Source organism: Subtercola sp. RTI3, from assembly GCF_035018625.1.
GTDB classification, from domain to species: domain Bacteria; phylum Actinomycetota; class Actinomycetes; order Actinomycetales; family Microbacteriaceae; genus Subtercola; species Subtercola vilae.
The window spans coordinates 123291-136093 of sequence record NZ_JASJXO010000001.1 but is presented as its reverse complement, the minus strand read 5'-3'; the positions used below and the strand labels follow the sequence as shown (position 1 = coordinate 136093).

Annotated in this window: 14 protein-coding genes; 5 read left to right on the top strand and 9 right to left on the bottom strand. The window is 65.8% G+C overall.

Translation table 11 applies throughout. The features are described from left to right. Positions 1–5 precede the first annotated feature (5 nt). Complete coding sequence (locus QN358_RS00745) at positions 6–857, top strand: fused MFS/spermidine synthase (RefSeq protein WP_323511167.1); 852 nt, start codon at positions 6–8, stop codon at positions 855–857. Between the two features lie 204 nt (positions 858–1061). Here the strand turns inward: QN358_RS00745 and QN358_RS00740 are convergent, their stop codons facing one another. Both QN358_RS00740 and QN358_RS00735 read right to left on the bottom strand, forming a co-directional pair. Then, the gene (locus QN358_RS00740) at positions 1062–1565 is read right to left on the bottom strand and encodes an NUDIX hydrolase (RefSeq protein WP_161580312.1); all 504 of its coding nucleotides are present in this window, start codon (positions 1563–1565) and stop codon (positions 1062–1064) included. Next, the gene (locus tag QN358_RS00735; RefSeq protein WP_136640445.1) at positions 1546–2310 is read right to left on the bottom strand and encodes an SDR family oxidoreductase; all 765 of its coding nucleotides are present in this window, start codon (positions 2308–2310) and stop codon (positions 1546–1548) included. Before QN358_RS00735 ends, QN358_RS00740 begins: the two co-directional genes overlap by 20 nt. 151 nt (positions 2311–2461) lie before the next feature. Here QN358_RS00735 and QN358_RS00730 point away from each other — a divergent pair, with 151 nt between their 5' ends. From QN358_RS00730 to QN358_RS00715, 4 genes are all read left to right on the top strand, one after another. Then, positions 2462–2935: an NfeD family protein gene (locus tag QN358_RS00730; RefSeq protein WP_323511165.1), complete on the top strand. Its 474-nt coding sequence runs from the start codon at positions 2462–2464 to the stop codon at positions 2933–2935. Further along, on the top strand, positions 2932–3846 hold the full coding sequence (locus QN358_RS00725) for an SPFH domain-containing protein (RefSeq protein WP_136640447.1): 915 nt from the start codon (positions 2932–2934) through the stop codon (positions 3844–3846). The genes QN358_RS00730 and QN358_RS00725 overlap by 4 nt, the downstream gene beginning before the upstream one ends. Next, positions 3812–4606, top strand: coding sequence for a glycerophosphodiester phosphodiesterase family protein (locus tag QN358_RS00720; protein ID WP_136640448.1), 795 nt, complete (start codon positions 3812–3814; stop codon positions 4604–4606). The genes QN358_RS00725 and QN358_RS00720 overlap by 35 nt, the downstream gene beginning before the upstream one ends. Before the next feature lie 121 nt (positions 4607–4727). After that, positions 4728–5093 carry an RNA polymerase-binding protein RbpA gene (locus QN358_RS00715; protein ID WP_136640449.1) on the top strand — a complete coding sequence of 122 codons (366 nt, stop codon included), beginning with the start codon at positions 4728–4730 and terminating at the stop codon, positions 5091–5093. A gap of 114 nt (positions 5094–5207) precedes the next feature. Here the strand turns inward: QN358_RS00715 and lnt are convergent, their stop codons facing one another. From lnt to QN358_RS00680, 7 genes are read right to left on the bottom strand one after another with little or no spacing between them, the layout of a single operon-like run. Further along, on the bottom strand, positions 5208–6806 hold the full coding sequence (gene lnt, locus QN358_RS00710; protein ID WP_136640450.1) for an apolipoprotein N-acyltransferase: 1599 nt from the start codon (positions 6804–6806) through the stop codon (positions 5208–5210). Between the two features lie 10 nt (positions 6807–6816). Beyond that, the gene (locus QN358_RS00705) at positions 6817–9282 is read right to left on the bottom strand and encodes a DEAD/DEAH box helicase (protein WP_323511161.1); all 2466 of its coding nucleotides are present in this window, start codon (positions 9280–9282) and stop codon (positions 6817–6819) included. Further along, a complete protein-coding gene (gene tatC, locus QN358_RS00700) occupies positions 9282–10097 on the bottom strand; it encodes a twin-arginine translocase subunit TatC (protein ID WP_323511159.1) in 816 nt (271 codons plus the stop codon). Before tatC ends, QN358_RS00705 begins: the two co-directional genes overlap by 1 nt. A gap of 6 nt (positions 10098–10103) precedes the next feature. Then, entirely contained in the window at positions 10104–10373 is a 270-nt protein-coding gene (gene tatA, locus QN358_RS00695) for a Sec-independent protein translocase subunit TatA (protein ID WP_136640452.1), read from the bottom strand. Next, the gene (locus QN358_RS00690) at positions 10363–10710 is read right to left on the bottom strand and encodes a hypothetical protein (RefSeq protein WP_136640453.1); all 348 of its coding nucleotides are present in this window, start codon (positions 10708–10710) and stop codon (positions 10363–10365) included. The genes tatA and QN358_RS00690 overlap by 11 nt, the downstream gene beginning before the upstream one ends. Next, positions 10710–11729: a helix-turn-helix transcriptional regulator gene (locus tag QN358_RS00685; RefSeq protein WP_237280203.1), complete on the bottom strand. Its 1020-nt coding sequence runs from the start codon at positions 11727–11729 to the stop codon at positions 10710–10712. The genes QN358_RS00690 and QN358_RS00685 overlap by 1 nt, the downstream gene beginning before the upstream one ends. Next, complete coding sequence (locus tag QN358_RS00680) at positions 11710–12786, bottom strand: helix-turn-helix transcriptional regulator (RefSeq protein ID WP_136640455.1); 1077 nt, start codon at positions 12784–12786, stop codon at positions 11710–11712. The genes QN358_RS00685 and QN358_RS00680 overlap by 20 nt, the downstream gene beginning before the upstream one ends. Positions 12787–12803 lie beyond the last annotated feature (17 nt).

The following is a 12803-nucleotide window of genomic DNA, read 5'->3' as shown; positions in this document are numbered from 1 at the left end:
GGTGGATGCCCGCCCAGCCCCCAACCGAACTGACCCTCGTCGACGCCGCAACCGGCACCTGGTTGCTCACCGTCGACGGGGTTCTGCAGTCGCAGGTGTCGCTCACCGACCCCACCGTGCTGGAGTTCGACTACGTTCGCGTCATCGCCCGAGCCATCGACGCGTGGGCGGCACCGGGTGTGCCGCTCAGCGTGGCGCACCTGGGCGGTGGCGCCCTGACCCTGCCTCGCTATGTCGCGGCGACCAGGCCCGGCTCGGTGCAATGGGTCGTCGAGCGCGACGAAGAATTGTCGCGGGCCATGCTCGCGGTGCTACCGCTGCCGGCGGGCCACGACATCTGTCTGCTCTACGGAGATGCCCGCGACCTCGCCGCGCGGGCCGACCTCGATGTTGATGTCTGCGCCGACGTCACCGTCGTCGATCTGTGGGCTGGGGCCGTCATCTCGGCGCGGGTGGCCAGCCTCGAGTTCTACGCCCTCGTCACCCGACGTATGGCCCCGGGCGCACTTCTGGCCGTCAACCTCCTCGACGGGCCCGGCTTCGTGGACTCCCGCGGCCAGGCGGCGACGCTCGCCGCGCTGTTCACAAATGTCGCGGTGGTTGTACGCCACGATATGACGTCGAACACCGAGATCGGCAACGTCGTGCTCTTCGCGAGTGACAGCCCGCTCGGCTTCGCGGTCTCGACCGGATCTCTCTCGGCTGAAACGCCGCCGCCGCGGGTGCTCATCGGCGACGAGGCACATCGCTTCATCGGCAATGCACCCGTGGTGACTGATGCCACCGCCAGCGACTCTCCCCCACCCGACGAGGAACACTTTCGCGCCCACGCCGGCGAGCCGTGGCCGGCGGCCTGACAATGCCTGGCAGATACCCGACGCCCGGCAGATACCCGACGCCCGGCAGGTGCCGGCGCCCGGCGACGGTCGCCTACTCGGTCGGCGGTTTCGGGGGAAGGGTGCCCATGCGCGGCCTCCTCTCGGCCTCGGTACGAGTTCTGACCCGCCAACTCTAGTACGAAGCTGAGTATAAATCAGCGAATGTCGCCCCGGGCATCCAGACTACGACTGCACCTCTGCCCGGATGATCTCCGGCAGTTCGTCGGGCTCATACGGCTCGCCGACCTCGGCCAGAGCGTCGAGTTCTGCGGCCGAGAACCAGCGGCTCGCCACCATGTCGACGTGCTCCTCCGGGGTCCAGTTCGTGCTCGACGGAGTGAACTGCTTCGTGCGAACCACGAACCACTGCTCGTAGTTCGTCTTGAAGACCCCGGGCGCACGCTCGTCGCTGAATTCGCGCGACCAGATCGCCTCGCCCAGCTCGGCTTCGCTCACCACGAGGCCGGTCTCCTCGAAGAGTTCGCGCACCGCGGCTTCGGGATGCGTCTCGCCCGGCTCGACGTGCCCGCCCGGAGTCACCCAACGGATGGGGTTGGTGTCGACCGGCGGCTTCGTCAGAAACAGCAGTACGCGGTCGTCGGCGTCGAAGACGAGCACCCGCGACTTGGTGAAGTCGTAGTGACCAGCCCCGTGCCCCGGCTCGGCGTCAGGCGCGGGCGAAGTCACTGGTGTCGCCCACGTAACGCGTGTGGTCTTCGGGGATGGGGTCGACGGCGGCCGAAGCCACCTCCGCAGCGAATTCGGCCACGTTGTACAGCCGACCCGCCGACTCCTTGCGTGCACTGATGGCGCCGGGGTTCGCACGCTCGAGCAAGGTTGCCGTGATCGTGCCCTCGATCATGTCGCCCGAGACCACGACGAACGAGATGCCCGCTTCGTCGAGCCGGGGAATCATGTCGCGAAGGGCATCTTCGCCGGCACGCTTGCTGAGGGCGACGGGCTCGTACTCGGGCATCGTCTCGGTGGTGCGGATGAAGTGCGCCTGGTGGCTCGTCACGAACACCACGCGGGAGCCCGGCTGCATGAGCGGCAGAGCAGCGGTCAGCAGGTCGACCTGCGCGTCACGGTTGAGCGTGAGGGCGTAGTCGGCAGCCATACCGCTCTCCATTCCGCCCGAGGCGTTCAGTACGAGTACGTCGAGCCCGCCGAGCTCGCGGCGGATCGTCTCGAACAGCACGGCAACCGACCCGGCGTCGGTCAGGTCGGCCCCCACCGTGATGGCCTTCGCTCCCCCGGCCCGCAGCGTGTCGGCGAGCTTCACGGCCCGCGCCTCTTTGTTTCGGAAGTTGATGACAACGCTCGCGCCGGCCTCTGCGAAGTACGCCACGGTGTCGGCGCCGACACCACGCGACGAGCCGGTGACGAGAACCCGTTTGCCCTCGAGCGACTGGGGGGAGAGAGGGTTTGACACGTCGTGCTCCTTGAATCGAGTGAATTGTAAACAGTGGTGCGTCACGCGCGTGCACCGCATCGAGACTACCAAGGCAGTGGCTGTGAACTTCGTATCCGCCGGGGGCCAACTGGTAGTTTCGTATGAAGATCGACAAGCAAAGGAGCACGTGATGGCCGAATTCATGGCCTCGTACGCATGGGTGATCTGGCTGGCGCTCATCCTCATCTTTCTCGTCGTCGAAACACTCACGCTCGACCTCATCTTTCTCATGCTGGCCATCGGCAGCATCGGCGGCCTCGTCTCGCACTTCCTGGGTGCCCCGTTTCTGTTGCAGATCCCCATTGCCGGCGTCATAGCGCTGCTGCTGATCTTCAGCATCCGGCCCCCGCTGCTGCGGCGCCTCCGGCACGGCAGCGACCCGACCAAGAGCAACGTCGAAGCGCTGCTGGGTCTCGAGGCCCGCGTTCTCGCGGCCGTCACCACCGAATCGGGCAGTGTCAAACTGAGCAACGGCGACACCTGGACCGCACGGGTCTTCCCGAACGCCAGTGCCCTCGAACTGCTGCCCGGCTCGCTCGTCTACGTGAAAGCAATCGATGGGGCGACCGCACTGGTCGCTCCCGAAGAGAAAGTGCAACTGTGAGCAATTCCGACATCGGCTCCGTCGTCGCCATCATCGTGGTGGTGATCATTGTCATATTCGTCATCGTCACCCTCGCCAAGGCCATTCGCATCATTCCGCAGGCCAATGCTGGGGTCGTCGAGCGGCTCGGCAAGTACCACAAGACCCTCATGCCCGGCCTGAACCTGCTGGTTCCGTTCATCGACCGGTTGCGCCCGCTCATCGACCTGCGCGAGCAGGTCGTCTCGTTCCCCCCGCAGCCCGTCATCACCGAAGACAACCTGGTGGTCTCCATCGACACCGTCGTCTTCTTCCAGGTGACGGATGCCCGGGCGGCCACCTACGAGATCGCCAACTACCTCGGGGCCGTCGAACAGCTCGCGACCACCACCCTCCGTAACGTGGTCGGCGGGTTGAACCTCGAGCAGGCTCTCACCAGCCGCGACGAGATCAACAGCAAACTGCGCATCGTGCTCGATGAAGCGACCGGCAAGTGGGGCATCCGGGTCGGCCGGGTCGAGCTCAAGGCCATCGACCCGCCCCTGTCGATTCAAGACTCGATGGAGAAGCAGATGCGCGCCGAGCGGGAGCGCCGCGCCGTGATTCTCACCGCCGAGGGCACCAAGCAGTCGGCCATCCTGTCGGCCGAGGGTCACCGCCAGTCGGCCATCCTCTCAGCCGAGGGTGACGCGAAGGCGGCAGTTCTCCGCGCCGAGGGTGAGGCGCAGGCCATCACCACCGTGTTCGAGGCCATCCACCGTGGCAAGCCCGACCAGCTGCTGCTCGCCTACCAGTATCTGCAGACCCTGCCGAAGCTGGCCGAGGGCAGCGCCAACAAGCTCTGGGTCATTCCGAGCGAGCTGACAGAGGCGCTGAAAGGCATAGGTCAGGCCTTCGGTGACCGCAGTTCGAACAAGACCAGCGACGAGTAGGCAGCCGGGGGCGTTCTTCGCCCCCGAGCGGCCCCGTATCTTCGCGCACCGGGGCCTTGCGCTCGATTTTCCCGAGAACACGCTCGACTCGTTTCGGGCCGCTGTCGAGGCCGGGGCGGTGTACGTCGAACTCGACGTTCACGCCTCGCTCGACGGTGTCGCCGTTGTGGCGCACGACCCGAGCCTCGGCCGCCTGCTCGGCAGCACCGACACCATCGCCGGTTCGCCCTTCGCGTCGCTCGAAGCGCTCGACCTCGGCGCCGGGCGCGGTTTCTCCCGGCTTCAGGATGTCCTGCAGGCGTTTCCCGGCACTCGTTTCAACATCGATCTGAAGGCCGCCGACGCCGTGACACCCACGGTCGAAGCCATCCGGCGGGCCGGTGCCGTCGACCGAGTGCTGCTGACCTCGTTCTCAGAGAAACGGCGAAGGGCCGCCGTGCGGCAGCTGCCGGGCGTGGCGACCTCCGCCTCGGCGCGTCTTTTCGCCACCGCTCTGATCGCCGCCATGCTGGGGCTCCGACCGGTCGTGCGCTTTGTGCTGCGGGGCGTCGATGCTGTGCAGGTGCCGCAGAAGGCGCTCGGGCTGACCGTCACAGCGCCGAGGGTCATTGCGTCGATTCATGCCGCCGGCGTCGAGATGCACGTCTGGACCATCAACGACCCGGCCGTGATGACCTCGCTGCTCGAACTCGGTGTCGACGGACTGGTGACCGATCGCGCCGACATCGCACTTCGACTTGCGGTAGAACGACGGCTGTGAAGTCAAGGCCTAATACCCCGAGAACCTATCTGGGAGTGTTCTGTTAATAGCTCAGAGGGCGAATGTAGCTCCCAGCCCCGGGGTTTATACAGAGGTAAGCGAAGCGGGAGGAGACCACACAATGGCAGATCGCAGCTTGCGCGGAATGAGACTCGGGGGCCAAAGCCTCCAGAGTGAAGAGGGAGTCGTATTCTCCCCGCGCATGACACACACATATCTTTGCAGCACCTGTGGCAAAGAGACCGAAATGGTGTTCTCGGCTGACGCCGAGGCACCTGACACCTGGGAATGCAAGTTCGACAGCAACGAGGCGATCTTGATGATCGGTTCTGACGTCGTCGTTCTCGACCGCGCTGAGGCCAAAGTTCCTCGGTCGCACTGGGACATGCTTCTCGAACGTCGAACCCGGGCCGAGCTTGAAGATCTTCTTCAAGAGCGACTCGACTATCTGCGGGCCCGTCGCGGCCAGCAGAAAATCGGAGCGTAGCGGCCCCGTACCTGACTTACGCGCCTCTCATAGATCGCAGCTATGGGGGGCGCGCTTGTTCTTTAACGGCAGTCGTCTGCTGAGCAGTGCGGCTGTACGGTTGTGCAGCAGTGCTCAGCGCGCGCGTCGGCGCCGTCGCGCTGCCGCGACGAGGGCGAAGACGAGCCCGGCCACGCCGAGGCCCGACACCAGCAGCTCGACGCCTTTTCCGAACAGGCTGGCCGGGGTCACGGTGGTCGAGAGCGGAACGTTGTCGACCATGGCGCCCGGTTCGTAGGGTGTCAGCGAATCGATGGTCGAACCGTCGGGAGCGATGATCGCGCTGTGGCCCACGGTCGAGATGTTCACCACGCTGCGGCCCGTCTCGATGGCCCGCAGGCGCGCGATGGCGAGCTGCTGCAGGTTCTCATCGGTCTGGCCGAAGTCGGCATTGTTCGTCTGCGCGAGTATGACCTGCGCGCCCTCGTCGACCATCGACTGCACGGCCTGGTCGTCGGTGATGTCGAAGCAGATGGAGATACCCGCTGGCACCCCGTTCACGTTCATGACCGTGCTGGTCGTGCCCGGGGTGTAGTCGCGCGTGACCATGCTCACCAGGGCGGGCGCGAGAGCGTAGAACAGGGGCCGTGCGGGCATGTACTCGGCGAAGGGCACCGGATGCCGCTTGTCGTAGTAGTCGGCGACCGAGCCGTTCTCCCACAGCAGTGACGTGTTGTAGTACTTTCCATCGCGCTCGGCGATGGTTCCCACCACGAGCGGGGCCTTCATGATCGAGCTGATGAAGTCGAGGTCTTCGGCCGCAACGGGAGACGCTTCTGGGTCGATGTCGCTGGCGTTCTCGGGCCACACCACCATGTCGACCTGCTGGCCCTCGAGCTTGAGGGTCTCGGTGATATGAGCGTTCAGGTTGTCGCCCTGCACGACCCGGTCGAGTAGGCCCGACTTGGTGTTGCCCTGAACCGCCGCGATGCGCGTCGTTCCCGACGTGGGCGCGGCCCACGCGGGTATGACGAGCAACAGGGCGGCGGCGGCGACGGCTAGTGTCGCGCGGCCCACTACGGCGGCGCGCCCTTCGCGCACCAGCTGGATGACAAAGGCGACCAGCCAGACCAGCAGAAAGCTCAGACCTGAGATGCCCACCCACGCGACGAGTGACGCGAACGGGCTCGTCGACTGCGAGAACGCCACGCGGCCCCACGAGAAGCCGCCCTCGGGGGCAACGGCGGTGATGGCCTCTCGCGCCACCCACAACCCCGAGATGACCACGGGCAGCACACCGAGGCGCCCCAGCCGGGTCGGCCAGATGGCGTCGGCGTACCGGTAGACGACGGCGATGGCGACGGCGCCGATGGCGAAGAAGACACCCTCGACGATGGCCAGCGCCAGCCACGGAACCGGGCCGAGGTAGAGCGTCAGCCACGAGATGTGGGCGCACCAGAATGTCAGTCCGCCGACGAGCCCCACGAGAACCGCGCTCCTCCAGGTGCGACCGATGAGGCTGATGAGCATGAGTGCGACACCCAGAAGGGTCAACGGCCACACGTCTTGGCCGGGAAAACCGCTCTTCAGTGCGATTCCGGCGCCGAGGGCGGTCAGGCACGCGAGCCAGAGCGGAAACAGTGGGCGCACCGGCTCGGCGAGGGCCGCGGCCAGGCGTGCGCGGGGCGCGGGTGCCCCCGGGTTCGTGGGTCGATTGAGCAGTGAAGCGGTCATCCGGAGTGCCTTACGCTACTGACGAGTACGCGACGATGCCGCGCTTGACGAGATCGAGTGCCAGGCGCGCTGTCGTCGCGACCTTCACATCAGAGAGGTTCTGCAGCTGGTCGAGCAGGTCGATGGTCTGCTTGGTCCAGCGCACGAAGTCGCCGGCCGCGAGATCGGCGTCGTAGAGAACGGTGTCAAGGCTCGCGCCCCGCGCCCACTCGTGCATCGGCTTCGAGAGCCCCACCGAGATGGGCGAGGTGCCGGGCAGTCTGTGCCGTGTCTCGAGTTCTTGGAGGTCGCTCCAGAGCTCCTGCGTCTTCTCCAGCGCTCCCCTGAACGGCCCGCGCGGCAGAAAACGCTCGGGCATGTCGCTCTCATCGCGCCGAGGTTCGTAGACCAGTGCGCAGGCCATGGCGGCCAGCCCGGCCGGGTCAAGGCTTGCCCAGACACCGCGCCGGATGCACTCCGCCACCAGCAGGTCACGCTCTCCGTAGATGCGCTTGAGAGTCTTGCCGGTGGGGGTGAGAGCGAGTTCGCCCTGGTCATCCTGCTGCAGGTATTCGAGTTGCAGCAGTACCTCGCTGATGCGGTCGAACACCTTCGCGATGGCGCCTGTGCGGGTGTTGATCTGTGCGACCAGCTGGTCGGTCTCGCGCTTCAACCGATACCAGCGCTCAGCCCAGCGGGCGTGGTTCTCGCGGTCGGGGCAGTTCGACACCGGGTGCGCCTTCATCTGGCGGCGCAGATCGGTGATCTTCTTCTGGCGGCTGTCGCGCTCGGCGCGGCTCTGCGAGTCAGCACGGCCGGCGCCCGAGCGTTCGACATCGCTGAGATCGCGGCGAAGGGCCGCATACTCGGTGAAGTCGCCGAGGTGGCAGGTCATGGCCTTCTCGTAGCCCGCGAGGGTCTCTTCTTGCTGGCGCACCTTGCGGGCGAGGTCGACGACGGCCCGGTCGGCCTGAAACTGTGCGAACGACAGCTCGAGCGAGTCGCGCGTGCGCGAGCGGCCGAACTGGTCGATGAGGTTGACCGCCATGTTGTACGTGGGCCGAAAGCTCGAGTTCAGCGGGTACGTGCGGCGGGAGGCGAGAGAGGCCACGGCCTGAGGGTCGACACCATCGCGCCACTGGATGACCGAGTGACCTTCGACGTCGATACCTCGTCGCCCCGCCCGCCCGGTGAGCTGGGTGTACTCCCCCGGCGTGATGGGCACCCGGGCCTCGCCGTTGAACTTCTCGAGGCTCTCGAGCACCACGGTGCGGGCTGGCATGTTGATTCCGAGGGCAAGCGTCTCGGTGGCGAAGACGACGCGCACGAGCTTCTTCTGAAAGAGTTCTTCGACAACCTCTTTGAACGCCGGCAACAGCCCGGCGTGGTGGGCCGCGACACCGCGCTCGAGACCGTCGAGCCACTCCCAGTAGCCCAGCACGGCGAGGTCTTCATCGAGCAGGGTGCGACAGCGCTGGTCGACGATGTAGCGAATCTCCTCGCGCTCTTCGGTCGTGGTGAGACGAACCCCGGCCCGCAGTACCTGCTTCACGGCCTGGTCGCAGCCCACCCGGCTGAAGATGAAGAAGATGGCCGGCAGCAGGTTGTGCTCGTCGAGCAGGGCTGCCACCTCGCCCCTGTCCATGCGGGGTGCCTGGGTGTGGTGCGGGCGGTGCTTCGTATTGGCATCACGACCACGACGGTCGCCCCTGCCGCGCGTCTGGGGCGCACCGGTCGATCGCGCAATGCGCATCAGCTCGGGGTTCACCCGGCTGCTTGCGGCCTGGCCGGTCGCATCGAAGAGGTCGAGCAGCTTGTGGCGCACGAGCATGTGCTGATCGAGGGGTACGGGTCGCTCCTCAGAGACGATGACCTCGGTGTCACCACGAACCGCCTGCAGCCAGTCGCCGAACTCTTCTGCGTTCGAGACCGTTGCGCTCAGCGAGACCAGTCTCACTGAGGTGGGCAGGTGGATGATCACCTCTTCCCACACCGCGCCCCTGAACCGGTCTGCGAGGTAGTGCACCTCGTCCATCACGACGAACGCGAGGTTCGCGAGCAGGTCAGACTCGGCGTAGAGCATGTTGCGCAGCACTTCGGTCGTCATGACCACGATGCGCGCGGTCGGGTTCACATTGGTGTCACCGGTCAGCAGGCCCACCTCGTCGGGGCCGTACTCGGCCACGAACTCCTGAAACTTCTGGTTGCTGAGCGCCTTGATGGGTGCGGTGTAGAACACCTTGGCCGAACGCTGCTGCATGGCCATGAAGACGGCGAACTCGGCCACAATGGTCTTGCCGGCGCCCGTGGGGGCGGCGACCAGAACACTGTTCCCGGCTTCGACGAGTCGGCAGGCTTCGATCTGAAACGGGTCGAGATCGAACTTCAGCCCCTGCCGAAACTCATCGACCACGGGGTTCGCACTGCGTGTCTTGCTGAGGGCGTACCGCTCGGCAGCCGACAGACTCGCGGCGCCGACGGGCGGCGGGGTGACCATTACGGCACAACCAGTTCGGAGTCGAACTTCTCCTGCTTCTTTGCTTTGCGACGATCGTGGAGCCAGGCGATGAAGGCCGCGCTGTAGAACAGCACGATCATCGGGATCGCGAGCAGGAACATCGAGAAGACGTCAGCAGCGGGGGTGGCGATGGCCGTGAAGAGAATGATCACGAGAATGGCGATGCGCCACGACTTCAGAATCGACTTGGAACTCAGAATGCCGGCGAAGTTCAGCAGTACCAGCAGTACCGGCAGCACGAACGCGATACCGATGGCTATCACGAGCTTCAAAACGAACGAGTAGTAGGTCTGTGCGCTGATGATGGCGGTCGTGTCGCTGGGCGCGAACGCCGTGAGAAGGGCGACCATGTGCGGCAGCACGTACCAGCCAGCCGCGCAGCCCGCGAGAAAGAGGGGTACAGCGGTGAGCACGAAGCCGACCGCGTACTGCTTCTCCCGGCGGGTGAGGCCGGGAACCAGGAACGCCCAGATCTGGTAGAGCCAGATCGGCGAGGAGATGACGACACCGACCGTGATGGCAATCTGCAGGCGCAGGTCGAACGCTTCGGAGATGTCGGTGAAGTTCAGAGACGCCGTGCGCCCCTGAGAGTTGGTGATGGCGCTGACGGGTGCACTCAGAGCGACCAGAATCTGGTCGGAGAGCAGCCACCCGACCACACCGCCGATGAGGATGCCGAGCACCGCTCGAAAAATACGCTTGCGAAATTCGACGAGGTGCTCGCCGAGCGACATTCTGCCGTCGCGGCTCGCACTCTTCTTCTTCGGCGGCTTGGTTTTAGGCTCGATAGCCACCGGAGGCTAGGACTTTGGGTTGGCTTCTGAAGCGTGGATGTCAGACGCACGAACCTCGACCGGAGTCGCGAGCGGTGCGGGGTCTGCCACGCTCGAAGCCGTCTCGGCGTCGGCACTCTTGGGGTCGTCGGTCTTCATGGTCTTGACTTCAGACTTGAAGATGCGCATCGACTGGCCCACGCTGCGAGCGAGGCCCGGAAGCTTCGGTGCGCCGAAAAGAAGCAGAACAATGGCGAGAATGACAATCAGGTGCCATCCCTGAAGGTTACCGAGCATGAGGCCACGTCCTTTGTCTAAAATCGGTTCGTACGAGCAGTTTACCCCGCTCGAGCGTTTTCTCCCTGCGAAGTTGCTTTCTGTCGTCTCGGCGACGCTTCACTACCTCGCGCCGACGCGACATCACGGGGTATCCCAACAGAATAGCGTTGTCGCTGACCGAAAGCTCCAGCTCGGTGACAGTGGCGGAGATGTTCGCAACCTTCTCGCCGAGGTCGGTCAGTTCGCCCAGGGTTCGCATGGCCTTTCGAAACAGGCGTACTGCGAAGAACGCGAGCATGCCGACGAGGCAGAGCCCGAGGCCCGCCCAGATGATCACCCACGCCCACCACTGCATCAGAGAAGACTACCGCCCCGGCCCTGTTCGTCAGCGTCATACGGGTCGAGTGCCGCTGCCGCCCAGGTGCGGACCGCGTCACGAGCCGAGGCGGGCGCCACCACGCGCACGACGCCGGGCAGACTTGCGACCAACCGTTTCAGACCGTGGATGTGCGCAACCCGCACGGTGACCCGCAGTACGGCGCCGTCGATCACGGGCAGCTCGCCCTCGGCAAGGTATTCCCCCAACAGGCTGATCGCGGCCGGATTCACCTCGAGCACGACGCCCTGCGTGTCGCCCGAGCCGTCGAACAGGGTGTCGGGCAGCGCCAGGTCGCCCGGCCGGTAGGTGTTGGCTGTGTCGGTGACGGTCGGCTGGGCCATGCGGTCGAGGCGAAAAGTTCTGATGGCCTGGCGCCCGTGATCCCAGCCGCGCAGGTACCAGTCATCGTTGTTCGAATCGATGCGCAGCGGGTCGACGATACGGTGTTCGCGGTCGCCCCGCGAGCTCACGTAGTCGAATTCGACCTGCGTACCGGCTTCGACGGCCCGGCGAATGGTGACGAGGCTCTCGCTCGCCTCCGAGCGCGCAACCGACACCTGGCTGGGGGCCTCCGACGCGCCGCGGGCCAGCTTCGCCATCAGCGAGGCGTGCACCGCGCTGTCGAGCGTCTCGGGCAGCGCCTGCAGGTACTGCAGCCCGGCGAGCAGGGCGGCGGCCTCCCGCGCCGAGAACCGCGGCGAGTCGTCGAGCGCCACCCGGTGGGTGATCTGAATCTCGTCGCTGTCTTCGAAGTCGTCCCACGCGATGTCGAACAGGTCACCGTGCTGGTACTGGGTCGTCTCGCCGGGTACGCCCGACACCGCAATCAGCCGCACGGCTTCCCGCACCTGCTCGGGCGAGACCTCGAAGTGCGCCGCTGCCTCGGTGACCGAAACGCGGTCGCGGTCGAGAAGGTAGGGCACGAGCGCCAGCAGAAAGGCCAACTTGTCTTGCGCGAGTACGAACGAATTGGGGTCAGACGGTTTCTTCTGCACCGGATGCTCCCCTCTTGTCATTCGTCTCGTCGGCGCCCGAGCGGCGAGCCTCGTTCGCCGGCTGCGCGTGCGTGGCCACGGTCAGTTCGAGTCGTCGTCGCACCGCGGCCCGCAGCTCGGGCGGAGCCACCACGTACACCTCGGGGCCGAACCCGGCCAGGTCGTCGGCGAGCAGGTGCAGGTCAGTGAAGTGAAGCGTGAGCTCGCCGCCCTCGCCCCGTTCGCTGCCCCGGCGCTTCAGCAGCCTCGTCTCGGCGTCGGAGTCGGCCTGCGCGCGCACGATGGCCGTATTGGCGGCCCAGATGAGGTCGAGGTCTGCGAGGGCCTGTTCGGCTGCGTCGGTCTGGTCGCTGACGAACCCGGTGCGCGTGCGTGTGACCGGCCCCACGATGCGCGAGAGGAGAAAGGTACGCGATTCGCCCACGCCCTGGTCGATGCCGGTCACGTGCCATCTCCCCTGGTGCTGCACGAGGGCGAGCGGTGCCAGCGTTCGTTCCCGAGGCGACAGGTCGCCGGGCTTCAGGTACGCGAAGCGCACCAGTACGCGTCGCGCCAGGGCATCGGTGAGCGGATCGAACGCGGCATCGCGGGTTCTGATGCGGGGCGCGTAGCCGAGAACGGGTTCGACCGACTCCACGCCGAGTGACTGCAACTTCAGGAGGGCGTGGCGCGACTCGCGCGAAAGAGAGCCCTCGCGCCAGGCCATGGCGGCCAGGTTCAACAGCGCTATCTCTTCGGGCGAGAACGAGATGTCGGCGGGCAGGTCGTACGCGCCCTTGGGAATGCGGTAGCGCAGGTGGTGATTGCTGCCCGGCTCATCGAGCGGCTCGATGGTCTCGAGCGGCACGCCGAGTTCTCGAATGTCGTCTTTGTCACGCTCGAACTGCCGCTCGAGGCTCGCATTGTCGCCTGCGAAGGCGTAACGCTGGCGATAGCCCTGCACGGTCGACAGAATCTCGTTCTTCGTCAGCCCGGCTTCGCTTGCGAGCAGCGCGAGCACAAGGCTGAAGAGCCGCTCTTCAACGGGAACGGGAGCGGCCCCCTGGCTGTCGGTCACTCTGCCATTTTAGGCTG